Origin of the sequence: Klebsiella sp. K5-204, from assembly GCF_030128585.1 — a bacterium.
GTDB lineage: Bacteria > Pseudomonadota > Gammaproteobacteria > Enterobacterales > Enterobacteriaceae > Klebsiella > Klebsiella quasipneumoniae.
This window is the reverse complement of record NZ_JAKUZS010000007.1, coordinates 267,369-289,765: the sequence shown is the minus strand read 5'-3', so window position 1 is coordinate 289,765 and position 22,397 is coordinate 267,369. Positions and strand designations below refer to the sequence as shown.

Sequence of the window (22,397 nt, the reverse complement as noted above, 5' to 3'; positions counted from 1 at the left end):
TTTACTCCGTTACCGCATAAAGATGGCTATAAATCCCCAGATCGGCCTCAGTGGGATTTTCGCTGGACTGGTTGTCGCAGCCCACATAAAGCGAAAAGCCAAGCCCGAGATAGCGATACTGCGCCAGCAGGTCGGTGCCGGTGATAAGCGGGATCCCCTTTATCAGGTCCGCACCGCTGCTATCCATAATATCCAGACACCAGAAAGCAGCACGCCAGGTCACAGCCATTTGCAGACTTTGACCTGCCACGGATATGGAGAATCGCTGGTTTTCCGGGGAAAGAGGGATTTCGCTGATCGTCATTTACCCTCCCGCTACAAAGCCACTTAACCGGCTCAATATTGATTCATTTTTTTGAACTGGCGTTTTCACCCCGGAGTTTTGCACAGCAGAGGTGTTCGCTCCTAACTTCATATTGGACTTTGGAGCCACCTGCGTGGTGGTTGTGCTTGTGATAATCACTTCCCGGAGCGTCAGCACGGCAGAGAGAATATTTTCCGACGTCCTGTCGGTAGTGACCTCAAGCGCACGGATCAGCATATTGGTGTAAATCCGCTTACCGGTCACCACATCTAAAGGCACCCTGCTGCTCTGCAGATTTAACAGCTCCTGATAAGTCTCCTTCGGGCCAATACCAACGCTTAGCCCAAGAGAAGATGTATCTACGAAGTCAAGTAAGGAACCGCCACCAGCAAAACCGACCTGCATTACCACTTCCGAAGGACGTCGAAATGCATGGTCGGAAATTGCTGCGCCTACCTCTACGGGATGCTCAGTTATTTCAAGAGAGTCATCGTGCTTTTCCGAAATAACAACACTGGGGACTATCAGCCCGATCCGCCTGCTCTGCTGCTGAAAGAGAGTAGAAAGAATATCCATCATCCTGCTCCAGTTTGGTTATTTCTCAGCACCCTGGCATTAGCATCAAGCTGTCGGCGACTGACTTCCTGCCCAATTTCCTGAGCATTACCGCCATAGATGTTGTAGGTGTTTTGCTGATTCACCTGCGCTCCAGCAGCCTGATGGGCAAGCGGGCTATTCCAGTTCGAATACCCCTCTTTGCGGGCCATAGACTGCATGAGCATAGCCATCGTATTGGGGTCGGACAGGTTTAATGCTGCCGTCGGCGATACACCCATCCAGCCAGCAACATCACGGGCATATTTGGCAGGATCGTTGTTATCGGCCGCAGGTGCCCAGGTGCTGACGATATCCATGATAGTCTGCAGGCGGCGCCCGGTCGTTTTACCAGTAAAGTACCGCATGAGCTGGTTTTTCATGGCCTCCCAGCCTTCCAGCGCAGAACCAAACGCACGAAAACCACCACCGCCTACGGGCCGAATATTGCCGGGGTTATTGTTGCGATCGGCAAGCGTGTTCTGCTCATGCTGATACCAGCCGCCATCACTGAAACGGGATTTAACCTCCTCCCAAAATCCCAGAACTTTACCTCGCGCATTGACTGCGCTACTGGTAACACCAGGAAGGACGTCAGGTTGATCGCTACCTTGTTTGAGAAGAGCCTTACCAATACTTGCAGCATCTGACCATCGACCGTCCTTGATAGCGTTAAGCAGGTCGCCGATCATACTCAGCATCTTGCTAAACTCACCCATCTGGGTAATGAAGTTGCTGAAATCCCATTTTAAAGACCAGGATTTAGGATCGATATTGAGTAGCTTTGCCAGCGCTTTTCCGAGATCGAGGACAGTCTGTTTCAGGTCACCGACCATTTTCAGTGCTGCGTCTACTTCAGGCTTCCATTTCCCCCAGTCAACGAGGCTCTTACCGCCCTCCTTCCAGGTCTGGTAATCCTCCCATAGCAAAGCGATGGCAGCGGCAAGACCGAGAACCCACGTAATCGGCGATGCGAGCATAGCGCGGTTGAGCATCCACCACGCTGCGGTTAGCGCTCCAATTAGTTCGATCAGCTGCTGCGACTGCTTATCAAGAGAGTCCCACCAGTCGCTGATACTCTGACCCAGCTGGATGAGGCGGTAAATTACCCTGCCTACCATCTCACCAGCCCAGAGAATCCCTTTGACGGTGCTGGTTATCGCGCCTTCAATTTTCGGGAAGTTTTCCAGAATTTGTCGACGCAGCCTGTCCAGAGAGCCAGCAAGGCCATCAGCGAGGCTAGAGCCTATTTTATCCCGCGCCATGCCTGCCATCAGCCCAAAGGAGCGCAGCGAGGTCATGAATTTATTGGAGCTGACGGCGGCCACATCGGCGTTATAGCCGATCGCCTTCGTCATCGCGGTGTATTCGCCACTAAACTGGCCGATACCGCGACGCATTGCCATCAGGGTGTTTTCATCCAGGCCCAGCATTTGAGCGTACTGGTTCGCGCGGTAATACGGCATGCTGCTAAGACGCTGGCCGACGCCGGTAAAGATCGTCGCCATATCCCTCATGTTGCCGCTGGCATCACGCGTTTGAACCCCCAGCCGGTTCAGGAAACCCTCAGCGCCGGGATTGTTACGCATGAACCTGGCAAGATTTTCGAGAGAGCCGCGGGCCCCGTCGACACTGCCGCCAACCTGACTAACCGCATACCCAATCTGCTTAATGCCCTCCACCGTCGCGCCTGTGCGCTGAGAGGCCCAGTACAGGTCGTCGAGACCGCTGGCAATTTTCGCGGTGAATGCAACGACGGAAAGCGCCGCCGCCTCAACTTTGACGCCCAGTTCAATCGCTTTAAGCGTTGTCCCGGCAACGACGGCATCGAATTTTCTGGCGCCAGCCTCATCAACTTTGAACCCAAGCGAGATCAGAAAGTCCTTGAGCGTTTCAGCGTTCATTAGCCTCTCTCCATTTCGCTATACGGTTTTCGTTATCGGCTTTCAGGTCCAGCCAGTCATTCAAACGGGCAATATCAGCCAGATCGACTGATCCATCTTTCAGGGCGGTGTAAGAGATGAGCCCGGCATCCACCGGGCGCATCAGGAAATCCTCACCTTCTGGCATGGATTCGAGGACAGGACCTATGGCTGGGTAGGCGTCCCGCTGCCGGGGAGTTCTTTCAAAAAATTTCCCAGGCTGTCGGCGACCACCCGCGCCACCAGCTGCAGCATCGTGAACAGGTCGATATCGTCGAACATCAGCGCGCCCTGATCGAAAATTTTCACCCACCCTTTTTCATGCTGGCGCATAACGACGCCCAGGCACGGATGAATAATCGCGTTAACGTCCTCTTCAGGCAGTGCTGCCAGCGTATCGGCAATCTTCGGCAGGACGATATCCAGAGCGTCGAATGCCCTTTTCTCACCGAAAACCAGCTTGCCCTCGCTATCTCTGACCATCATGGATTTCAGCGTGCCAAAGTCAGAAACCAGCCCGGCCAGCACCGGCAGCAATTTGCGACTAACCTTCAATTGCTGGAAAACATCAAGCTTTGCGGTGCGGTATTTAACGCCTTTGATTTCAAATTCCATCTGTTAAAACTCCCCAAGCAGCTGATCAATCTTGCCGCAGTCAAAGACCCAGGAAACCGTATTGCCGACTTTGGCGTTAGCGTGATCGGGTTGCTTCTGGAAAGCACAAGAACGCGCTGTAGTGGTATCACCTGATACTTTGTTGCGAATGACGATGACGTTATTGCCCCACGTTGCCGAGGACAGGCTCTGTGCGTTGTACATCAGCGAGAGCTTTTTGTTTACCGGGGAGGTTTTCAGCAAGGTTACCGTGATAGTGCCGCTTTTTCCGGCGTGCAGGCTGTGCATCACCTCGCCATCGGCGCCGATGGTCATGGTGTTTTTGGCCTCTGTCATTGTGACAGTAATGCCCTCTTCGGCGTTCGCTGAGCCGTAGCCAAGCTCAACTAACCCGGTAGGCCCTGCGAGAGAGGCCGAAACATCAAGAAACGAATACGTAGACATCTATGGCTCCTTAGCGCACGACCGTGATTGCGACGGTGCCGTAATGAACGGCTCCGGCCAGTTTCCCGGCAACCTGAATTGGCACACCTTTACGCGCTTCGCGATCGACCTGAAGCTGGTCATCAACGTTTTCTGCCCAGGTGTAATAGCCCTTCGTCAGCATGTCACCGGTATTGAGCTGTCCAATCGGGCCACCAGTCCATTTGCCCGGCGCAAAGAAACCGTTTTGCACAGCCTTATCGAGCACCAGCTCAATGTTGGCGATACGGGTTGTGGTACCGGCGTCGGTCTGGGGGATTTTGGTTGTGCTCGTATAGAGCGTGTTGTAGTCAGCCGTCTGCACGGCGTTCTGCAACCAGTCGAGGCCATGGCGCTCGTCGAAGAAATCGCCGTTTGCCATAACGCCTTGCTCAAGAATCGCTGTATCGTTTTCGTAGTACACGTAAACGTTGCAGTTCTTCGCCTCCAGGTTGTTAGCCTGCGAGGTGCCCAGGGTTTCGTAGGTCACGCCCGGCAACTGTTTAAACTTGAGGGTGATCGTCGTGTTGCTTCCAGTGAAGTCAACAGTAAACGCACGCGCAAACGAGGACAGCGCAGCATAGCGGCTGCTGGTCGAGTACTGGATAAAGGTACGGCTATATTTCGCTGCTTTCAGCCTGGAAGCCAGATCCGTCGTGGTAGCCGCGTCAAGAATCGTTGAATCAGCCGAGGTAACGCCAAAGATGCGGGATACACTCGCGGCTTCGATAGCCGCCGCCACACTGATAATGTCGGTGTCGGAAGGATAATCAGCTACCGGCACGGCAAGATGAAGGCCATACCATGAATTCCAGTCCAGCAAAGCGTTAACCGCCTGCAGGAGGCTTTCTGCGCTGCCTGTTTCGCCAGTAGCCAGCGTTTTCGCCCAGCGACCGACATACACCAGAGTCGGCTGAGGTTGCTGGGAGAACCAGATAACAGCCGCTGCATACTCCTGGCTGTCTACACCAAAGTCATCGCCGATATCATCAGCGCTGGAGTAAAGGCGCAGCCGCTCAGAAATCGGAATAACAGTTGAGTCGCCCAGGATGAGCATTGAGCCAAAATTGCGCCCCTGCGCGGCCCGAGCAGAAAGCGTCACCGTCACGTTAGCGATACGGTTAAGGGGAAGCCCTTTTTCCATGTTAGTCTCCGGTAACTATCGTGACGTTAGGGTCAACGACAGATTTAACGTTGTAGGTACGGGTGTTTTTGCGGGAAAGGGTCACGGCAAGGTCATACCGGCGCACCCACTGGTTGTTGATCAATTCGGGGAGGTTTCGTATATCATCAGCGCTCACCAGCGACAAACCTGAGATTCGTCGCAACGTATCTGCGTTTTGATCTATAAACATTCCGTCGCGAAACCGCGTGGCCATCCCGGAACCGCCGGGGCCATAGAAACAGAAAAGCACCTGCATGCTCTCCCATGACCATTGCTCGCTTTGCTCTTCGCTTACCTGGACATTTGCAGGAGTGCCGGGACGTAAGAGCGTGGAGAAGTTAAACCCGCACCACGTCTCACCGTTCGGTGGTATTTTGGACTGGGGATCGGTAAACCGGGGCAACACCAGGTTAACTGATATCCCCGTCACGCCTCTTACCCAGCGACTCAGTTGCTTTTCCAGCTCCTTATCGTACTCAGGAGCTTCCCCGACGGGGGTTAGATACCCAGGCTCTGTGCTGTCGTTACTCAACGGGGATCCCTCCGTTAAACTCCAGCAGCTCGCAATGTGCCTGTACGAACCCGGCACCGTATCGGGTGTACGGATCGACAAAGGTCACGCGGTACCGTCTGCCGCTGTATAAAACGATATCAGCGTCCAGTTCTGGCGTTGAGTCACTGGCTGGCATCCCCTGAGTTAGCCTGAACTGGGTAACAATGAGGATGGCGCCATTGATGTTTTGCCCGGCGGCCATTCGCTTTGCCTCAAGCGAGCGATCGACGGTTACGACACCAGAGAACGGAATAGCCTGCGCGGTATTGGTCGGAAAATTATCTTCATCCACCGTCTGCACCTGTCGATAACACACCAGAGACAGGTCGACAAAGTCCGGATCAAGCAGAACATCAGTCACATCGAGAAACGGCATTATTTTTTCCTCACTACGTAGGTGATTGAGTCCATCAGACTGTGCGTGTCATACAGTGGTTTGAAGTCCTGCCCGTTTTTTCGACGCTTGGCCTTTGTTTTTTCTGACAATGGAGTCAGACGATCACCAGCACCTATTACCGCCTTAGAAGCTGAGCTGGCAATCTGTCCAGCGGCTTCAAGATGCTGCTCTGCCACACCGGCATTACCTTCAAGAGCAGCCTGAGCGGCAAGCTTTAAACGCTCGGTGGTTTTATCCCGCGAATCTTCAATTCCCATATCGAGGAAAGGCCTGGGTGGAAGCGTCACAACCTCCGCGTCAATTTCCACCGTGGCACCGGTTGATTGCAGGTAACCAATTTCTGCGTTGCTCAGCGGCGCATCATCGCGCGGAGGACCTGCCGGGATACCAACCAGCACATCAGTGCCTGACAGTTGTTTCAGCGCATCCAGAACGACACTGTAATTGTCTTCCCGAATTGTGAGCCCGCTTTTCATTCCGGCGTCCCCAGTTGAACCGCTCCGGCACCAAACATCATCAGGTATTCCCAGAACTCCGATCCGTAACGGGAGTTGTTCCAGAAACCGGCATTAGGGTCCAGAGTTGCGCTTGCGTCATAACTGGCTGAAACCTTATCCACTGATTTCGCGGTCTGTATGCCGCTATTTACACCACCAGCAGTACCCACAGCCATACCACGCATATCGGCGGCGTAAAGGTACATGTAGTGCGCAACATACAGCCCGACGATGTAGGGAAAGATATCCACGCCAAAACGCGACTCACTCAGCATGGCATCAGCAAGATTCAGTCGAGCCTGGATCATTGGCGTGGGGTACTTTGTTCCGTCAGCGAACTGGGGGAAGGTTGCCCTGAACTGCTCAGGCGTCGGCAGACTTTGATTTCTTGCCATTAACGTTAGCCTCCGGCAATTGCGCTTCGAGTTCAGCAATGCGCGCGTCTTTCTCAGCGATTTTTGCTTCCAGCTCAGCAATGCGCGGGTCCTCTGCGACCGCTGGCGCTTCGCCATCCGGTGAGCAGTGCGCTTTTACGAACCAGTGCTCAGCAACGGTGTCATCGACGTCGTGGAAGCCAACCTGGAAATGCTTTTGCTCTTTGCCGTCGTTGAAGTTAAACGGGGAGAGTACGTAAATCTTTTTCATTGCAAGTCCTCAGGAGCGGCCCTTTCGGGCCGCCGCAGGTTAGATGCCGTCGACGTAGGCCAGAGTTTCCGGATAAACCGGCTCTACTGCACCCAGCTTGCCGTAATAGGTTACGAGCTGATACAGGCCGCGATACTGGATCGGCACGCTCATCAGCGGAACCATCGGGAAGCGAACGTATTTCTTGTCGTTGGTGTAGAACATCATGCGATCAGAGTTCGACACGCCACGACCTTTCGCCCATTTCACCGGACGGATGTTCAGAGGACGCCCGTTCTGGTGGTATGCGATGGTGTTGGTTTCCAGATAGGTCAGCAGTGACTGGTTACCAGCGCTGGATACGATGGTGCTTGCCAGCAGAGAGAACTGCTCCGGCGGGATAAGCAGGTCCGTCGGTACCATGGAGTAAGCCGAGTTGGCCCACGCTGCACTCAGCCCGGCATTAATGCTCGCCCGGATTTCGTCAGCGGTGGAGGTCGCCCAGGTCTTCGCTGCGTTGGTCGGCGTTACCTGCGTCAGGTTCATCAGGCCTTTAACGTTCAGACCGGAATCGCCGATATAAACCTGCTCGTCCGTGTCCATGTTCCACTTCAGCTGCATGCCGTCGTACTTCTGCGTGTCGATCGGGCGACCAACCTGCGCAGCTGCCTGCAATTCAGGAACGGTCCAGCCAAGCTCCATACCCCACAGTGTGAGCGGGAAGCCAGTTTTTGCGATGTCGACGTTAACGCCAGCCAGCGCGGTAGGGATTTTGCTCAGCCAGTTTTTACCGTTGGCATTCGGTGTACCGGCAGCGGCAAAGGTGGTGTTAGTGAACGAGCTGATCTCGTCAGCAATAGACACGTCTTCACGCAACTGGATATCGCGCGACCAGGTGAAATTCACCAGCGGCAGATTCAGTGTCTGATCGAGACGCTCCAGCTCATGGACAAGAAAGGCACCAGTGCCGTCGACTGTCGCCTGGTCAAATGTCATTGGCATTTGCGATTTCCTTAAATATTGAAGGCCAGCTCAATGTTGCCGCTGGTGTCGCCAGGGCCATTGAAGTAAGCGTTAGTGATCTGGACGGTATTCGAGCCATCAGCGGCGGCAAGGAACGCGCCGAGAGGGCTTGAGGCGGATGGTGTGGCCACTCGCATGTAGACCGGGCCATGCAGCGCAACGCTGGATGCATCCGCGCCGATGTTTACCGTGACGTAACCACGTACCAGGCAATCGCCGGTGAAGTTTTTACCGCTACCTACCTGCTGGACTTTATCCGGCTGGCTGGCGGTCGGATACGGACGAACGTAAATGCCCACCAGCACCGACGCTGTATCGCTCGCAGCGATTGGCACAAATTTCCCGGAGGAAATCTTGCCGCCAAGGCCGTAAGCGGGGAAAAGGTTGGAGGAGTCCAGCAGTTGAGGTTCAACCGTCAGATCCTGCGGACGAGAAATTGCCCCGGCGATGCCCGCTGGCATCCGGTAAAGAAATGTATTACCCATTGGTTAGCCTCGTTTAGACCAGAATTCCTGCGCGGCCTGATTCATACCGGCAATGGTTTTAACAGTGGTGGCAGTCTGCGTTTGCAGGCTGTCGACGGTTTTGGTATTGCGGTTTTTCGCCAGCTCAGAAACAGCCGTGAAAGCCATATCTACCGTGGCTTTTTTCAGCTTACTGATATCGGCATCACCGACAATAGAGCGCACCAGAGATTGATCTGCAGAGGCGAGCACCTGACGCTTGAATGCTGTCGGCTTCGCCTTCTCTGGCAACTGGATGCCTGGCTGAATCAGATCGGCACGGTAAGCGGCGTCGCCGGTAACCTTACCCTCTTCTTCCTTTTTCTCCTCTTCGTCCTCGGCATCGCAGGTACCAGGAGCAGCTGCCGCAGGCGTGAGTTTGGCAACCGCCTCAATCAGCGCCTTACCCCATGCAGGAATTTCTTCCTCGCCATCGCCGGTACCAGGCAATGCCGGGCCGGGAAGCGGATTTTGCGGCGCAAGGTTGATGACCACGCCGCCAGGTGTCATAGAGGTCGACACATCGTTATCGCCCGTGACATCATCAGGCGGGTTATCAATGAGACTTGCCATTTCGGCAGCGTCCCCGGTTTTACGGGCCTTCAGGAGCCGGGTAAACCAGTTTTTAGTAGTGCTTGGCATAGAATCCCCTATTGCACAACGGAAACCGGCCCGCCCGTTAGGGACAAGGGCCAGATGGTTAGCGGTAATCGCAGATTGCTTTGCGAGACCAGGTGAAATTTGTTCGTAATCGGCGTCGTACCCGCAGCTGACCTCGTCATCACCATCATCAATGGCCTGCAGGGCTTCCGGGGTTTTAACGATGACATCAGCCAGCAGCAGATCGGTTTTATCGTCCGTGCCACGTCGTACGTTCTGGATGTGCCCGTGAGCCAGCTGTCGCCAGTTATCAGGGGTAACAAAGATGATCTGCCCGTCAAAATCTCGCGGATGGCCGATAGTGACTGCCATGCCTTCGAATGACGCCATGGCTCGCTCGCTGAACACCTCTTCTGGCATCCGGCGAACGATGACTTTCCCTCTGTCGTTTGGGACAAGCTCAGGCCGCTCTGTGGCGTCGTACTCCTGCTCACCAGTCCTTGCGATCGGGACGTCCTTAAACAGGACTGACCCATCAGCAAGTTGAAAGCGAGTATTACCCAGGCGGGTTTTAAAGAAATATTTCATGGGTTACCTGCTGAATGGCGGGCAAAGAAAAGGCCGCTGAATAGCGGCCTCGTTGTTAGTTACTATTTAATCTTTCTCGTAATATCTTGGCTTTCTTAAGCTTTACTTTTGCCGATTCGAGAGTTTCTCTTGCTTGTTGCACCCTCCTGGCATCCTTGTTTGGATTATTTCCACGCCCTCCCCAGTCCGGGCTAGATATCCTTTCCCAAGCTTGTTTTGCGGATAATAAATAGCGTTCAGCACCTTCCACATCAGAGGCATTTCTTAACCACTCTAAATAGAACTTGGTAGCTTCTTCACAATTTTTTAAGAAATTCTCAATATCAGATTTTCTTGTTTTCCCCGTTGGCAGCGAGAATGGGCACCATTCAGATTGCTCTAGGGGTCTAAAATACCAAGAATATACCCATTGCCCGTTGATATAATCGCGTTCATGGGTGAATTCTAACCCGTTAAGCTTATGTATGTTTTGCTTCATTTGCTATCCCTATCGAGTTGTTACTAATGCATTATGCATTATTTTCTAAACTCAGGGATCTGCACTTCTGGCCAGCAATCGCAGTTCGGCAGGCATCCGGCGTGGCCGGTCATACCGTCAAGCGTTGGCGGGTTATCCCAGCGCACAAATTTATCTTTCATTTCTCGGTGCGATGGCCTGGTACCCGCCCCCTTGATGCGCCACCAGTACCCCTCAGAACCAACGGACAGTGCCCGAGCCTGAGTTAATGCGGTAGTGGCGCGGCCTATCTCAGTGCGGGCTATCATCCGCGCCCTGCTGGCCGCCACGTCACCGGATTGCATGATCATCTCGTAAAGCTGATCGGGGCGCTCACCATGAATGACAGCCTGTATCGCACGCTCCTGAATTTCCCTGACTCGTCCGGCCGCCTCTAATGGCAGAGACTTCATGTAGCGAATCTGTCGGTAAACGATGTCCTGTGCGACCATGCCGACAGGAGTGTTACCAATCACGTCACGCAGACCAGCAGATATTTCTTCCGAAACAGAACGCCACTGATTCCACTCTTCACGCTCCACCTGGGCAAACATCTTTCGACCGACCATTTCGGCCCAGTCGTCGATCACCCCGGAGTAGTCAACAAGCGATTTAGCAATGCTCTCAGCGCTTGCCTGTGAACCATCGTATGAACCCGTTACGATTTGGTTTATCTGGTCGACTATCGCCAGTAGGCTTTTCTGATACTGGACCTCCGATCGGCGGCGGAGGGCTGGTTTCAGATTCAGTCTCCTGCCACTGTTTCGCCGCATTCTGAATATCCTCATCGCTAATTGAAGCACCGATGCCGGTAACGTCAGACAGTTCGCGCAAATCGGTCAGCGCAGCAGCCGGGGACATTCCCAAATCACGCACCGCGGTTGCCAGAGCGGTAGTCGTGTTGGTCGCCACCGTAGAGCGATCGGTGTCGCTCATCTGCCACAGGGGGTTAAACTCAAAGGTGAAATCTTGCGGCAACGGCTCGCCAAACTCTGAGCGATGCAGTACATCGAATAACAGGCGGATGTGAGGCCGTAAATCTCGCTCCTGAAGCGTTCCCACGTCGTCGTAGTAGTTAGCGAGGTCAGCGTCACCGGTTGAAAAACCCTTCGGTGACTGACGGAACAAGCGGACAAGAGGGATGCCAACAGCACCCGCAATATCCTCTTTAAACTCGCTAAGCAGGTCAGACAGGCCCGCGAAAGAATAAGCATGCGTTTCAAATTCGTCCTCCGAATCAAACAGGGATATACCCTCGTTTGTCTGGTACTGGCGGACCATTTCCATATTCTTAATAAGCGCTTCAAACGGCTTACCGCCAATGGCTATGATTTCACGCAGCTTTTTAATCTTTGCTGTTCGCAGGTGTGCCTTGTATGCAAGCTGGGCGGCGCCGACGCTGGTGCTATCGTAGGAAGTCAGACGATCGAAGATGCGCTCGACAATGGACATCCCCCATTCGTTTTCGGTGATTTTCTGCTGATACGGCAGTTTCACACCATCCATGCGGATCAGGCGGCTGTGGTGAACAGTCCAAGGAGGAAGCCCCTGCGCCGTTGTCACGATTTCATAGAATTCAGGCTTGCCGAGGTTAGGGCCAAGCGCCTTAATGCGCCTGGTGAGCTGTGGGTTAATCATCCAGCGGTCAAGTACAGCCAGACCTTTAAAGCTGCCCTTGCCAACCTTATCCAGCACCAGCGGCGTCAGCGGCGCCTGACCTTCAATCAGAATCAGTGCCACCGCCCCGCCATACAGCCGGGACCATTTCAGCGTCTCGTTGATGCAATCCCAAAGCTGAAGCTCATCGAACCGCGATTCCAGAATGCCACGGCGTTTCGGGTCTATCTCACTGGTGATCCGCACTCCCTTTTTGGTCATATCGTCCGCTTTAGAATCGACTGCGGCGCCAATAATCCAGGAGGAACGATAAGCCCACTCGATGAGCAGGCGGTTGCGGCTGGTATAGTTCGCCCTGTAGGTCGATGCGGCATGCTGGTTAGGCTGCTGCATACCGACACGGGCAACAAAGTTATCGTACGAATCCGCCGTGGCGACTCGTCCTGTTTTCTTCGCCATGGTGACTATTCTCCGGCTTTTTCGGTACTCGTGGCGGATAGGATAATTTGTTAAAAAACGACCCGATTTAACATAATGACTGTTACCCGCACCAGCCGGATCCCTCCCATGATGAAATGTCCGCCAAAGGCTTATTTCGTCAGGATAAGTAGCAGAAAGTGCGTGAATAAAACGTGCATAAACAGGGTCAAAAAGTGAATAGGGATTTTTCGGCGTGAGGTGGCTATTTCCTGATGTTTAACCTCTTCCCAAGGCTTCCCAGATATCCATTGCCGTATCAGTCGGGGCGAATGCCATAATGAATGCATCAGCCACGTTCGGTGACGGAACATCACGCTTAGCGAGGTCTTTCTTGCTCTCCACCATTACGCGACCATTCTTGTCAAAATCACGGTGCGGGGTGGTAAGTTCCAGCTTGAGCTTTTCCAGCAGCGGACAGGATGAGTCAATGCTAATCAGCTCATCTACCGGGTACTGCTCGCCGTTCTTTACCGCGTTGAAGGTGTTACGGAAGCGATCCGCTACCAGCCACCAGGCTTGCGCTTTGAGGTTGGCGAAAAAATCCTTGTTCGGGATGCCAATATATTCGTAGTCCGGCTCATTCACACCAGCGCCAGCATTGAAACGCTGATAGTTGATGCGGGATGCATTCATGTTTTCGCGCTTACGATCCTCATTAATTTCTGAGAATTTCGCGCCAGCAGATGCCCCAACGCCGATTGAGTCGTAGACGATATCAGCATCACGCTCCAGTGCCGCCTGATAGGTACGCTGGCAGCTCTTCAGCAATTCGTCTTCTTTCGCCTTCCACTCATCCGCCCAGTACACGACGGAGCCGTGACGATAGACGTTAGCGCACTTATCGGCGCCGCTATCAGCAACGTCGAAGCCAATACGCTTGCGCCCGCTCGGCTCGAAATTAAGGACTTTATGGGCATCAACGGCCGCCTCAATCCATGACAGCTTGATAATGGCCGCATCATCATCCGACTCTGGCACGCCTTCGTAGACATGCTTAAACCCATCCGGATCCCGGCGCTTAGCGGCTTCGATAACCTTCAGCATAGTGTCGGACAAAAAGGGGTTTTCATCGTAGTTGATTTTGCGTATCAGCGTATCTTCTGGCGGATCGACCACAAAGTTACGCCACACGAAATCAGTCACCAGCCCGGGGTTAAAGATAAACCAGCACTCTGAGCCCTCTTTACGGATGGTAGGCTCCAGTATCTTCCACTGGTATTCCGTCAGCGCGTGGGCCTCTTCGAGCCACAGAACGCTGATACCTTCCAGAGACTTAATCTCTTCAATGTTGCGCCAGAGCCCATAAAAGACGAATTCAGACCCGGTCACCCGGTTAATGATTTTGTTGTTCAGAATGCGGAAACGATGCCGCAGGCCAAAGCGGTCAATCTGAATTTTGAGCAGGGTATACACCGACTCTTCAATTTTGTTCTGGATCTGACGTGCACAGCAAAAGCGCAGGCTGTATTTATTCGACAGAAATATGGCTATGCCAGCGGCATCCCACGATTTTGACGATGACCGGCCACCATAAAGCACTTTGTTACGCGCCTGCGTCGTCCAGAAGCTACGCAGGACCGGATTCAGCGTCGGTTTGGATGTCAGAGTAGAAGTCATTGAGGTCACGCTCTCCGTTGCCATCATCAATACCTGCATCACGGCGAAGACGATCGGCCTCCAGCGACACCTTATCAGTAGCAGCTTTGCGATAGTCCGTATCAGCAAATATTTTGCCTACCGTCGCAAGCGTGCCGACGATGGACTCAATACGAACGGTATTGCGCATCATCGCCTTCTCGGCGGCGCTGATATTTTCCATCAACACCTTTCTTTCCTGGTCCCCTTCAGCATCATCCAGCTTGGTCAACCACCGGCCAATATTCTCTGCGGCGACAAGGTTGTTAGCCCGAAGGCGAAATAATTCGTCTTCGAGTGTCAACGCTTTCGCGTCTTCAATGACCTCATCTTTAAGCAAAAGGCGGCGGGCGTAACCACCATGCTTTAACGCCTGCTGGTTGCCGGGTTGAAATGGGTTAGTCGGCGGATCGGTACGCACCCCGCGTATCGGTTTCGTATCTGGTGGAGGTTCGGATTTTGGTTGCGTACTTTTTTGCGTACGTCCAGCGCTGGCAGGCTTTTCGCTGGTACGCGCCTTACTCTTTTGCGTACCACTTTGCGTACCATTTTTGCGTACCTGCGTACCGCTATTGCGTACCCAGTCAAATTTTTTAGCCCTCTTCCTGATAGCCCCTTCAGTAACGCCGTATTTATCGCCTATATCACGGAGACTAAGGACTCCGGCCCGGTATGCCGATTCGATGGCCTCCCAGTCCGGTTTTGCCATAATTTTGTCCTCGCCTTGACATTATCGAGCCACCTCTGGAAGTGGCTCTGTAATGCCCTACTGACGTTTTGTTTCCGCCTGCCTGATGTCAGCCTTATCCCTGTTGCACTGGCCAAGCGCTGATAGCAGACTGACGTTTAAATCCAGGCTCTGGCCCCACGTCAGGTTGTCGGGGATTTCCGGTTGCGGGGTGTCAGCCGTCAGGCTGGCTGGTAACGGGACCACCGGCACTTTGACGTAGACCGTTCGCGTATTGCTGCAGCCGCTTAACTGCGCCAGCAGGCACAGGGCGATTAGTGCAATCATTATTCGCAACAGCAACCCGGATATCAGCCGAGGCTCCCGATGCGTCCAGTGCGATCTGCTCTTTTGCATGCTGATTGGCCTCGACGATAGTGTTGAAGATGGTCATGGTGCTCAGAACGTTGGATGTGATGGTCTGGGCTGCGTTTACCTGCTGTTCTGCATTGTCAGCGCGAGTTTTTTCCGCCTGATACGCCTCATGGAAGTGACTCAGGCCCCACCAAAGGATAAGAATCAGGCTAATTATGGCGGCGCCAAAAACTGCAATTGTGCGGCTCATTTCTGCCCCCACAAACAAACTTCGCGCTCAATCTCGCGGCGAGTCACCAGGCCTTTCCACTGCTTGCCCTTGGCGTAGGTCCAGCGGCGCAACTGGTCACATGCACCTTTCTGGTCGCCCTGGTTGATTTTGCGCAGCAGCGTGGAGGTCTGGAAATTGCCAGCGCCGACGTTATACGCGAATGAGTAAAGCGCCCCACGCATTGTCTCGGGGATCGGCTTCTGGATGTATGGGTTAATCTGGCGAGCGACGGTGTTCAGGTCTCTACTGAGAAGCGCACGGCATTCAGCCTCGGTGTACTTCTTGCCGAGCATGATGTCTTTGCCAGTATGGCCATAGCAGACAGTCCAGACGCCTACCACATCCTGATAGGGGTCATAGCGCACACCTTCAAGACCATCATTACCAGTTGGGCCGGTGATGAGTGCAGAAGCAATGGCTATGGCGCCACCGCCGATGGCAGCGATAACGCTATTCCTCAGTTTTGGTGTCATAGCCATTGAGCCGATCCTCGCGTTCTTTCCGCCGGTAGTACCAGTTCACCCCACAGGTGGTAATGGTGCAGGCGATACCGACAATAATTGCCCAGTCACTTAGGGTCATCCCCGCTATTTTGTCGGCCAAAATCCATACCTCTGCCTTAACTGCCCCGGCATACGCCTTTGCTGAGACACCGCAGCCCGTCAGTGCGGTCCCGGTGCCGTATGAAAGTCTGCTGTAAATGGTGCTCATTTTTGTCATAACCTCACCTCCGTTGATGACGGATGGCGCTGTGCGTAAAAGGGGGAAAGAGGCCCAGACCCTGCGGGCTGATTTATCAACAAAGCACGTCAGGGATGATTCCCGAGGGTCTGGGCATGCTCAATAAAAAACCCGCTCAAGGCGGGAAGAAATACCAAGGGTAAAAGTGACGGCGCGGTAGCCGTAATGGTCCCAAGGTTGAGGGATTGGAGCATCTGGCGGGGATCGAACCCGCATATTCTGGGTGGAAGCCAGACGTAATTACCAAACTACGACAGATGCAATCTGGTTCAGGGCTCTGCGCGGAAGGGCTTTAACGTGTCGTGCAGCACATATCTACCCAAGAGCCCTTACCGGATTGCAGAAACGACAAAGCCCAAGGGGGTTAGCCTTGGGCCTTTAATTTTTTCTTGCTGCTCAGTTCGCTTTAACGTCCCGAGCCTATCACAATTCAAGCACTTTCCGCGCAACTATTCAAGTAAAATCTGTCGCTATTTGTGCCAAACGCGTCACACATTGGTGCGTAAAGCATCGATTCTGCTAAATTTAGCCAAACATCAACCCTGCTCTCGCAAGTCCTCAAGCACCATTCTGGATGCTTTTCGTTTAGCTCTTTTGCCATGGCCTTCTTGCTCATGCGATAAACATACCGATCCTTGATTAGCTTATAGAGAGCTTTATTCCCGGAGCGCACAAGCTCGGTGCTAAGCACTGAATCAATTTTCAATCCCTCCTCGTCAGTACAAAACGCCAGGCCGCTTTTATTTTTACCGCTGAGGATTTCCTTGAAGAAGGCTTCCAACTCAGGTTTGGTAATGCCCGATTTCTTCATACGGCGCAGTGCATCATTGATGGCAGTTTTCGTTATCTTCCCGGATGCCAACAGCTGGTTAAACATGTTGCCGCCGCTACCGCCTCCAATGTATGACCAGCGGCCCCACATGCGCAGCTTTCCCTGTATCCAGATGCTTTCCAGCGTACGGAGGCGAATCATTTCACCTGACTTACCAACTTCAGAAGGGTTGATCATATATTCACCTCATTTTGGGTATTGCTCTGGCCAGCAGCAAACTGCGCCAGTGACATAAATGCGCGGCCCTTCGCTTCGAGTTCCGCTCGATTGATGTAACTAAACCGCTCTCCAGCCCATGACTTATCAAACACGACAATGGCGCCAGCGAAAAACGCACTGGTCGGCCTTTGTTTGTCGTCGGCTGGCTTAAACCACTCGGGCAGATCGAAACCAATTCGCCCACGAATAAAGCAGACGTGATCCGCATCTTCCGGCCACCATGTTTCGCTTGTGGCTGACTTCACCAGGAAGACATAGCGACCGCCCTTCTCTCGTTGAGCAGCTGCATAGTTCATGATGTGCGTCATGCCAGTGATGGCCTGCTTTTCGTGGTACTGAGAGCGGCTGTAAGGTGGGTTTCCGTAGGCTGCGCCGCCGATTGAGGAAAGCATTTCCGACCAGTCTTGTATCAGCGCGTTATCTTCTGCGGTGTACCAGACAGGACATTTTGCGTTGCTGTCGTCTGCGAACAGGTCCAGCATCAACGGGCCAAACATCGCGTTAATACCCCAGAACAGCAGGTCCGGAGTTCGCCACTGGTCGCCGACTTCTTTCAAATAGTGATGGGGTGCTGAACGCAGCGCCGTAAGGGCCTCACAGTAAAAATTAGTCATTCACGCTCTCCCCTAACTCCTGGAGTACCTGACTCAGTAACTCAGCCTCAGCACCGAACTTTTCTTCCCATGACTTACGGCCAGCATGAATAGCAACGCCGTAGCCACCAGTACGGTGATGGGCATGGCATAGCGGAATGACATGGAAGTTATCAGCGCGGACAGATAAGCCAGTACCAGAACTGCAGTGATGGATTTCAGCAGGCGATTCGCCGTAATTGAGGTTCCGGCATACGATGCAACCCAGCGCAGCTACGCGGCTCAGATGGAGCTTTTCAGCCTTGGTTTTGGATTTGCTCATATCGCACCGCCATGGTGCGACAGACAAGCAAAAACACCGCGCACAAAGGCACGGCGTTGAATGGAATTACTTCGTTTTTGCGTCATCACTTTTCTCCGGTGATGGCGCGATAGGTTCGGTGTTCAGCCGAAGTGATTAGTATAAATCAGCTTTTCTTCTTCCGGAAGAAGCTTTTGCATTGCTTGTGAGATTCCTCGGTATTTATGATTTCCCCATCCTCTAATGGGGTAAGAACAAAAATCCCCCCTGGCAGACTATCAACGACATAACGCCCCAGAATGCGAATTGCTTCAATAATCTCTTTCTCACTCATTAGTTAGCACCTTGTGATTATTCCATAAATATTGGTTCTTGCTTTTCCTGTACAGGGATGGCTAAAAATGAACTCGCGACGTTCTGGAATACAATGACATATTTAAATCGCCCATCAAGACCCTATTTTCACGGGAAGGGATGAATGAAAACAAAAATATAAAAATATATAAATTCAATATCTTAAATGAAAGGAAAAAACATAAAAAAGTCATTCACATTTTTTCTCTGGCGCAACCCCCTATTTCACTCAGATAGAAGAATTTAGCCAATTTCAGGATTTAATTAATTACATGAAAAATTGAGTAGCAGAAAACACTACCGCGACAAAGAATGCACATTTTGTGTTGTGCGCAACCCCCTATTTAACCTAACTAAAGGTCTTCATGTAACTTCAGAGCTTAACGATTACAATTCTGTACTATGCAGCATAAAAAACCATAAGAATGGGTGATGCATATTTTGGATAGCGTGCAACTCCCTATTTACTCACATAATGAATAGAAATGTTCAAGATTTTCTTATGATTAAACAAACCCGCCGAAGCGGGGTCTCATTGAGGGGATTTTTCGGCGACCTTGCTGTGAACTTCCCACAGGCTAATGCCGCAGCTCGCGCAGAAGTTAGCAAGGTAGTCCAGCCCAGACCACTCGCGAATCCCTCCGCGAGCAGCCTCCACAAACACAGCTATATCTTTACCCCGCCACAAGCCGAACAATCGCCAGCCGCCACCATCAGGACTTTTTACAGCGGCTATGCGAGTCAGTACGCCGGTCTGATACAGCTCCGTAAATGCGGGCTTCTTCCTGGTTATCATTCGCATAAATACAAACCTGTGATTTGTTGATAACAAATATCGCGTTTGCGTTTTATTGTTTTGCCCCTTGCTCAGTGTTTTTCAGGTCGTTCTCTGCAAAGAGAATTGCGGTCTTGGCTGAGCGCAAGCGGGCCTTTGCGTTTTTCTCTTCGCGTTCGAGGTTGGCGACGGCCTCGCGCAACTCATCACGACGGTTATGAAGCTGCTGAATCTCTCTCACCACAGCCTCGCCATCAGTCGCGCATTGAAGAACGTACTGGAATGGGTCAACAGCGCAGCCGCATTGAAGACACAGAATGATTCGCCCCTTCTCATCGACTTCAACGGCTTTATGCTTGCAGTGTTGCTGCCTGTAGTCCTTTCTGTCGGTTACGGTGATGTTCAGTAGCTTCTCTTCGTCGCGCTTTGGCTGCACCAGAGTGATGACGTTGTCGCTGTCATTTTTCATCTGGCACCTCCTGCGGCGCTGCTGCGAGCATGGCGGCACGGCGGTTTACTACCTCGATGAGCGCCTCTTCGGCATCACACAGGCAATCAGCGATGCCACGGCGATCGCCGTCGAAATCATCCAGGTCGAGGCGTATACGAGCCACCTTCTGCAATGCTTCCAGCACATCATCAGGCACTGCCGGCGCTGGCTGCGCGTGGCGATAGAGCGGCGCTATGTTTCGTTCTAGGTCGGTAATGACGCTCCAAATTGGTACTGACTCGGCGCCTTGTTTCGCCATATCACGATAACTGTCGGCATACGCCAGCACAGGATTGCGATCCGGCTCGCTGTCCATTGCGGCCAGCGCCATGCGGGCCACTCGCTTGAGAATCTCTATGTCGGCAAACCCAAGCCGATAGCCAGCCTTTAAATCAAATACTGCCTGAACGTTTTCTTCTCTGGTTATGGTTGATTTGGTCATTGGTTGGCTCCTTCTGCCTGATACTTTTCGAACCAGAACACTACCGGCGCGTTAGTTGGTTGAACCAGGCCGAATGATTCCGCTGTACGGTAGCTTCTCGATACTCGGCGAGTCACATCAACTTGAGTTGCAATGCGATTGCGAAAATCCTCAACCGTGCTGCACATTTTGAACAGGTTGCATGGGATGCATGCCGGAACCATATTGCTGACTGTATCGTTTTCTGGCCTGTCCATTGCGTAGCCGTTACTAATATTCCTTCGCACTGCTTCGACGTGGTCAGCGTGCCATTTATCGCCAAGCTCACAGCCGCAGTAAGCACAGCGGCCGCCAAACTTCATGCGCAGATCTGCGCGCTGTTTTTTGGTCAGTGCCATCACTCAGCCTCCCACTTGATGCCAGCGGCGGCCAGAGCCTTCTCCATATCCTCTGCGTTGTAGTAAGGGAACGGGCAAAGAAGGAATAATTTAGGGTGTCCAAGTTTTCGATGCGGCAGCTTCACGGTGCGGGACTCCAGCTCGGCGATACGGTCTGCATTTTCAGCACGCTCAACAGCCCAGCGCTGAGTAAGCGAATCAAGCTCGCAGTTTTTTCTATCCAGTTCGACGATCCGCTGCTGCGCCTTCTCCAGCGCCTCTACCAGCGCATCAACGTAGCCAGCGGCACGGAGGGCAAACTCCGTGATCGATAGCTCAGCTTCAGTCTCTTTCCCGTAGCTTTCGCACTCTGAAACAACGGCAAAATAGTCAGAATCAATTTCGTTATCTGCCAGGTGGCGTAGCAGGTCGGCTGTCTGCTGCCCGTTTGCAATCAGCAACTCGTTCCGCTGCGCCAGTTCGGTGATATCAGTCATGACTGGCCTCCCCAAGCACCCAGCGCAGAGCCGCAGCATAATCGCCAGTGGCACCTTCGAGGGCTTTTGTTATTTCTTTGCGTGATTTGAGACGTGGCTTAGTTTCGCCAAGAACAGCGCGCTGCCGACGGGCTTTTTCGTGGCCAGTTGTGCCTGCGGTCGCCTGCTCGATTTCCGCTACCTTTTCCCGCTGTTCTTCGGGTTTCAGTGACGCCAGTTGACGCGCCTGTGTAACCGTCACTGTGCCGGACTCTACAGCGTCTTTGACTGCCTGGGTGGCATCCAGCAGTGACAGGGTTGCACGTACGGTCTGGACACTCACGCCAAACATCAGCGCTAAATCGTCCTCGTCGTGCCCGCGCTCCAGCGCATCAGCCATTTTCTTTGCTCGGCCCAGTGGTGTATCTGCCTGGCGGATTTCGTTAGCGCTCACCATCGCCTGCGCCATGCGAACGGCTGAACCGCGTTTAGTTACCGCAGGAACCAGTAATGGAGATTCACCCTGTTTAACCAGGCGCTTATTAGCCTCCAGGGTATGACGCACGCGCTGACGACCATCCACCACACAGGCCAGCCCGCTTTCGGGGTCTTTCCAGACGATAATCGGCTCAAGAACGCCCTGGTCCATAATGTTCAGTACCATTGCTTCGCTGATAGGCAGGTGGATACGCTCATCGTAAAGCGGGTGTGTTTTGTCGGTAACCAAGTGCAGGTTTTCCGGTTCGAACATCAGAACGTTGGTTTTTCCGCTGGCGCCATACGCGTCGATCGAGTTTTTAGCCATTTTTCACTTCACCTTTTTTCTGTTCGACCTGCTGAGACCATTTTTCAATCAGCCGGATTTTCGATTTACTCTTGCCACCAGCCCAGTAGCTATCCTGTACGCGGAGATGTCCGTAAGGGCATCTCAGGGCCCCGGAACAGGCGCCCGCCTGGTAATCCCGAAAATAGAACTCCGCAGCCGAACCACAGACCGGGCAATCAGGTATCTCTCGCATCACCGGGTCACCTCGCGGATTTTCTGGAATTTAGTGCCGTGGTGCGGATTACCAGGATTAGTAACCTTCGAATTCATAAACCCGGCGGCCACCAGACGTTCACAGCGGTAGCGAGGGCGATCAACGAAACCAGCCAGGGACTGCCACTCAAACCAGACGCCAACCGGCACCGACTGGAGCAGTTTGATATCCAGCGCTGTGAGATTGCTGGTTACCGCTACGGGCTCGGTACTTCCACCCGGCATCCAGTAGCCATTCAGGTTTTGCGCTTTGCCTTCGCGCTCCAGCACCATCAGGCGGGCCAGCATTTCAGGTGCTGTCAGGTCGAAATAAACAGCCAGCTCACGGCAGGTGACCTTCTCCAGCTCTTTCAGCACGTCAGTAATTTTTTCCATCAGAGATATCCTCACG

At 53.0% G+C, this 22,397-nt stretch carries 35 protein-coding genes, 1 tRNA gene and 1 pseudogene; all 37 read right to left on the bottom strand.

Going from position 1 to position 22,397, the window contains the following annotated elements; genetic code table 11:
* Position 1: 1 nt before the first annotated feature.
* Complete coding sequence (locus tag MKR05_RS19625) at positions 2-304, bottom strand: phage baseplate plug protein (RefSeq protein ID WP_039108748.1); 303 nt, start codon at positions 302-304, stop codon at positions 2-4.
* Positions 305-880 (bottom strand): phage baseplate protein, encoded by a 576-nt coding sequence (locus MKR05_RS19620; protein WP_025269945.1) that lies wholly within the window; start codon positions 878-880, stop codon positions 305-307.
* Entirely contained in the window at positions 880-2,802 is a 1,923-nt protein-coding gene (locus tag MKR05_RS19615; RefSeq protein WP_284118557.1) for a hypothetical protein, read from the bottom strand. Before MKR05_RS19615 ends, MKR05_RS19620 begins: the two co-directional genes overlap by 1 nt.
* Complete coding sequence (locus MKR05_RS19610; protein ID WP_114507749.1) at positions 2,792-2,944, bottom strand: DUF6889 family protein; 153 nt, start codon at positions 2,942-2,944, stop codon at positions 2,792-2,794. The genes MKR05_RS19615 and MKR05_RS19610 overlap by 11 nt, the downstream gene beginning before the upstream one ends.
* Before the next feature lie 41 nt (positions 2,945-2,985).
* Positions 2,986-3,435, bottom strand: a complete 450-nt coding sequence (locus MKR05_RS19605; RefSeq protein ID WP_284118556.1) for a phage tail assembly chaperone — start codon at positions 3,433-3,435, stop codon at positions 2,986-2,988.
* A gap of 3 nt (positions 3,436-3,438) precedes the next feature.
* Positions 3,439-3,879, bottom strand: coding sequence for a DUF3277 family protein (locus MKR05_RS19600; RefSeq protein WP_025269949.1), 441 nt, complete (start codon positions 3,877-3,879; stop codon positions 3,439-3,441).
* A 10-nt stretch (positions 3,880-3,889) separates the two neighbouring features.
* A complete protein-coding gene (locus tag MKR05_RS19595; protein ID WP_284118555.1) occupies positions 3,890-5,041 on the bottom strand; it encodes a DUF3383 family protein in 1,152 nt (383 codons plus the stop codon).
* Position 5,042: 1 nt separating this feature from the next.
* Complete coding sequence (locus MKR05_RS19590; protein WP_284118553.1) at positions 5,043-5,594, bottom strand: LIC_12616 family protein; 552 nt, start codon at positions 5,592-5,594, stop codon at positions 5,043-5,045.
* Complete coding sequence (locus tag MKR05_RS19585) at positions 5,587-5,991, bottom strand: hypothetical protein (protein ID WP_009652660.1); 405 nt, start codon at positions 5,989-5,991, stop codon at positions 5,587-5,589. The genes MKR05_RS19590 and MKR05_RS19585 overlap by 8 nt, the downstream gene beginning before the upstream one ends.
* On the bottom strand, positions 5,991-6,488 hold the full coding sequence (locus MKR05_RS19580; RefSeq protein ID WP_284118551.1) for a hypothetical protein: 498 nt from the start codon (positions 6,486-6,488) through the stop codon (positions 5,991-5,993). Before MKR05_RS19580 ends, MKR05_RS19585 begins: the two co-directional genes overlap by 1 nt.
* Positions 6,485-6,904 (bottom strand): DUF4054 domain-containing protein, encoded by a 420-nt coding sequence (locus tag MKR05_RS19575; protein ID WP_040181211.1) that lies wholly within the window; start codon positions 6,902-6,904, stop codon positions 6,485-6,487. The genes MKR05_RS19580 and MKR05_RS19575 overlap by 4 nt, the downstream gene beginning before the upstream one ends.
* Positions 6,873-7,154, bottom strand: a complete 282-nt coding sequence (locus MKR05_RS19570; protein WP_040181209.1) for a hypothetical protein — start codon at positions 7,152-7,154, stop codon at positions 6,873-6,875. The genes MKR05_RS19575 and MKR05_RS19570 overlap by 32 nt, the downstream gene beginning before the upstream one ends.
* A 39-nt stretch (positions 7,155-7,193) precedes the next feature.
* The gene (locus MKR05_RS19565; RefSeq protein WP_110247629.1) at positions 7,194-8,135 is read right to left on the bottom strand and encodes a DUF2184 domain-containing protein; all 942 of its coding nucleotides are present in this window, start codon (positions 8,133-8,135) and stop codon (positions 7,194-7,196) included.
* 11 nt (positions 8,136-8,146) lie between these two features.
* Positions 8,147-8,641: a hypothetical protein gene (locus MKR05_RS19560; protein ID WP_000528476.1), complete on the bottom strand. Its 495-nt coding sequence runs from the start codon at positions 8,639-8,641 to the stop codon at positions 8,147-8,149.
* Between the two features lie 3 nt (positions 8,642-8,644).
* The gene (locus MKR05_RS19555) at positions 8,645-9,847 is read right to left on the bottom strand and encodes a DUF2213 domain-containing protein (RefSeq protein WP_243237710.1); all 1,203 of its coding nucleotides are present in this window, start codon (positions 9,845-9,847) and stop codon (positions 8,645-8,647) included.
* A gap of 55 nt (positions 9,848-9,902) precedes the next feature.
* The gene (locus MKR05_RS19550; RefSeq protein WP_072040652.1) at positions 9,903-10,325 is read right to left on the bottom strand and encodes a hypothetical protein; all 423 of its coding nucleotides are present in this window, start codon (positions 10,323-10,325) and stop codon (positions 9,903-9,905) included.
* 38 nt (positions 10,326-10,363) lie between these two features.
* Positions 10,364-10,912: a phage minor head protein gene (locus MKR05_RS19545; RefSeq protein ID WP_135653351.1), complete on the bottom strand. Its 549-nt coding sequence runs from the start codon at positions 10,910-10,912 to the stop codon at positions 10,364-10,366.
* Between the two features lie 55 nt (positions 10,913-10,967).
* Positions 10,968-12,419, bottom strand: coding sequence for a DUF1073 domain-containing protein (locus MKR05_RS19540; protein WP_135653311.1), 1,452 nt, complete (start codon positions 12,417-12,419; stop codon positions 10,968-10,970).
* A 237-nt stretch (positions 12,420-12,656) separates the two neighbouring features.
* Positions 12,657-14,057: a PBSX family phage terminase large subunit gene (locus tag MKR05_RS19535; protein ID WP_047664966.1), complete on the bottom strand. Its 1,401-nt coding sequence runs from the start codon at positions 14,055-14,057 to the stop codon at positions 12,657-12,659.
* Positions 14,008-14,496: a hypothetical protein gene (locus MKR05_RS26990; protein ID WP_004218030.1), complete on the bottom strand. Its 489-nt coding sequence runs from the start codon at positions 14,494-14,496 to the stop codon at positions 14,008-14,010. Before MKR05_RS26990 ends, MKR05_RS19535 begins: the two co-directional genes overlap by 50 nt.
* Positions 14,497-14,841: 345 nt before the next feature.
* A complete protein-coding gene (locus MKR05_RS19525; RefSeq protein WP_124982883.1) occupies positions 14,842-15,093 on the bottom strand; it encodes an Rz1 lytic protein in 252 nt (83 codons plus the stop codon).
* The gene (locus tag MKR05_RS19520) at positions 14,978-15,367 is read right to left on the bottom strand and encodes a DUF2570 domain-containing protein (RefSeq protein ID WP_185954831.1); all 390 of its coding nucleotides are present in this window, start codon (positions 15,365-15,367) and stop codon (positions 14,978-14,980) included. The genes MKR05_RS19525 and MKR05_RS19520 overlap by 116 nt, the downstream gene beginning before the upstream one ends.
* Positions 15,364-15,861: a lysozyme gene (locus MKR05_RS19515; RefSeq protein ID WP_135653350.1), complete on the bottom strand. Its 498-nt coding sequence runs from the start codon at positions 15,859-15,861 to the stop codon at positions 15,364-15,366. Before MKR05_RS19515 ends, MKR05_RS19520 begins: the two co-directional genes overlap by 4 nt.
* The gene (locus MKR05_RS19510) at positions 15,839-16,108 is read right to left on the bottom strand and encodes an HP1 family phage holin (protein ID WP_012542609.1); all 270 of its coding nucleotides are present in this window, start codon (positions 16,106-16,108) and stop codon (positions 15,839-15,841) included. The genes MKR05_RS19515 and MKR05_RS19510 overlap by 23 nt, the downstream gene beginning before the upstream one ends.
* Before the next feature lie 207 nt (positions 16,109-16,315).
* Positions 16,316-16,390, bottom strand: a tRNA-Gly gene (locus MKR05_RS19505).
* A 169-nt stretch (positions 16,391-16,559) separates the two neighbouring features.
* On the bottom strand, positions 16,560-17,138 hold the full coding sequence (locus MKR05_RS19500) for a DUF1133 family protein (RefSeq protein WP_101837499.1): 579 nt from the start codon (positions 17,136-17,138) through the stop codon (positions 16,560-16,562).
* A gap of 17 nt (positions 17,139-17,155) precedes the next feature.
* Positions 17,156-17,794: pseudogene (locus MKR05_RS19495) on the bottom strand (phage N-6-adenine-methyltransferase); the annotation flags it as partial.
* The gene (locus tag MKR05_RS19490) at positions 17,787-18,095 is read right to left on the bottom strand and encodes a Ref family recombination enhancement nuclease (protein ID WP_025713730.1); all 309 of its coding nucleotides are present in this window, start codon (positions 18,093-18,095) and stop codon (positions 17,787-17,789) included. The gene MKR05_RS19490 and the pseudogene MKR05_RS19495, both read right to left, overlap by 8 nt.
* A 145-nt stretch (positions 18,096-18,240) precedes the next feature.
* A complete protein-coding gene (locus tag MKR05_RS19485) occupies positions 18,241-18,408 on the bottom strand; it encodes a hypothetical protein (protein ID WP_162921945.1) in 168 nt (55 codons plus the stop codon).
* Between the two features lie 552 nt (positions 18,409-18,960).
* The gene (locus MKR05_RS27065; protein ID WP_032454813.1) at positions 18,961-19,230 is read right to left on the bottom strand and encodes a hypothetical protein; all 270 of its coding nucleotides are present in this window, start codon (positions 19,228-19,230) and stop codon (positions 18,961-18,963) included.
* 46 nt (positions 19,231-19,276) lie between these two features.
* Positions 19,277-19,672, bottom strand: coding sequence for a hypothetical protein (locus tag MKR05_RS19480; RefSeq protein WP_064162773.1), 396 nt, complete (start codon positions 19,670-19,672; stop codon positions 19,277-19,279).
* Positions 19,662-20,135, bottom strand: a complete 474-nt coding sequence (locus tag MKR05_RS19475) for a hypothetical protein (protein WP_064176219.1) — start codon at positions 20,133-20,135, stop codon at positions 19,662-19,664. The genes MKR05_RS19480 and MKR05_RS19475 overlap by 11 nt, the downstream gene beginning before the upstream one ends.
* A complete protein-coding gene (locus tag MKR05_RS19470; protein WP_284118544.1) occupies positions 20,132-20,512 on the bottom strand; it encodes an HNH endonuclease in 381 nt (126 codons plus the stop codon). Before MKR05_RS19470 ends, MKR05_RS19475 begins: the two co-directional genes overlap by 4 nt.
* Positions 20,512-20,988: a hypothetical protein gene (locus MKR05_RS19465; RefSeq protein WP_284118543.1), complete on the bottom strand. Its 477-nt coding sequence runs from the start codon at positions 20,986-20,988 to the stop codon at positions 20,512-20,514. Before MKR05_RS19465 ends, MKR05_RS19470 begins: the two co-directional genes overlap by 1 nt.
* On the bottom strand, positions 20,981-21,772 hold the full coding sequence (locus MKR05_RS19460) for a hypothetical protein (RefSeq protein WP_029499288.1): 792 nt from the start codon (positions 21,770-21,772) through the stop codon (positions 20,981-20,983). The genes MKR05_RS19465 and MKR05_RS19460 overlap by 8 nt, the downstream gene beginning before the upstream one ends.
* On the bottom strand, positions 21,765-21,986 hold the full coding sequence (locus MKR05_RS19455; protein WP_023158880.1) for a hypothetical protein: 222 nt from the start codon (positions 21,984-21,986) through the stop codon (positions 21,765-21,767). Before MKR05_RS19455 ends, MKR05_RS19460 begins: the two co-directional genes overlap by 8 nt.
* Positions 21,986-22,381 (bottom strand): hypothetical protein, encoded by a 396-nt coding sequence (locus tag MKR05_RS19450; RefSeq protein ID WP_064162771.1) that lies wholly within the window; start codon positions 22,379-22,381, stop codon positions 21,986-21,988. The genes MKR05_RS19455 and MKR05_RS19450 overlap by 1 nt, the downstream gene beginning before the upstream one ends.
* Between the last annotated feature and the right edge of the window lie 16 nt (positions 22,382-22,397).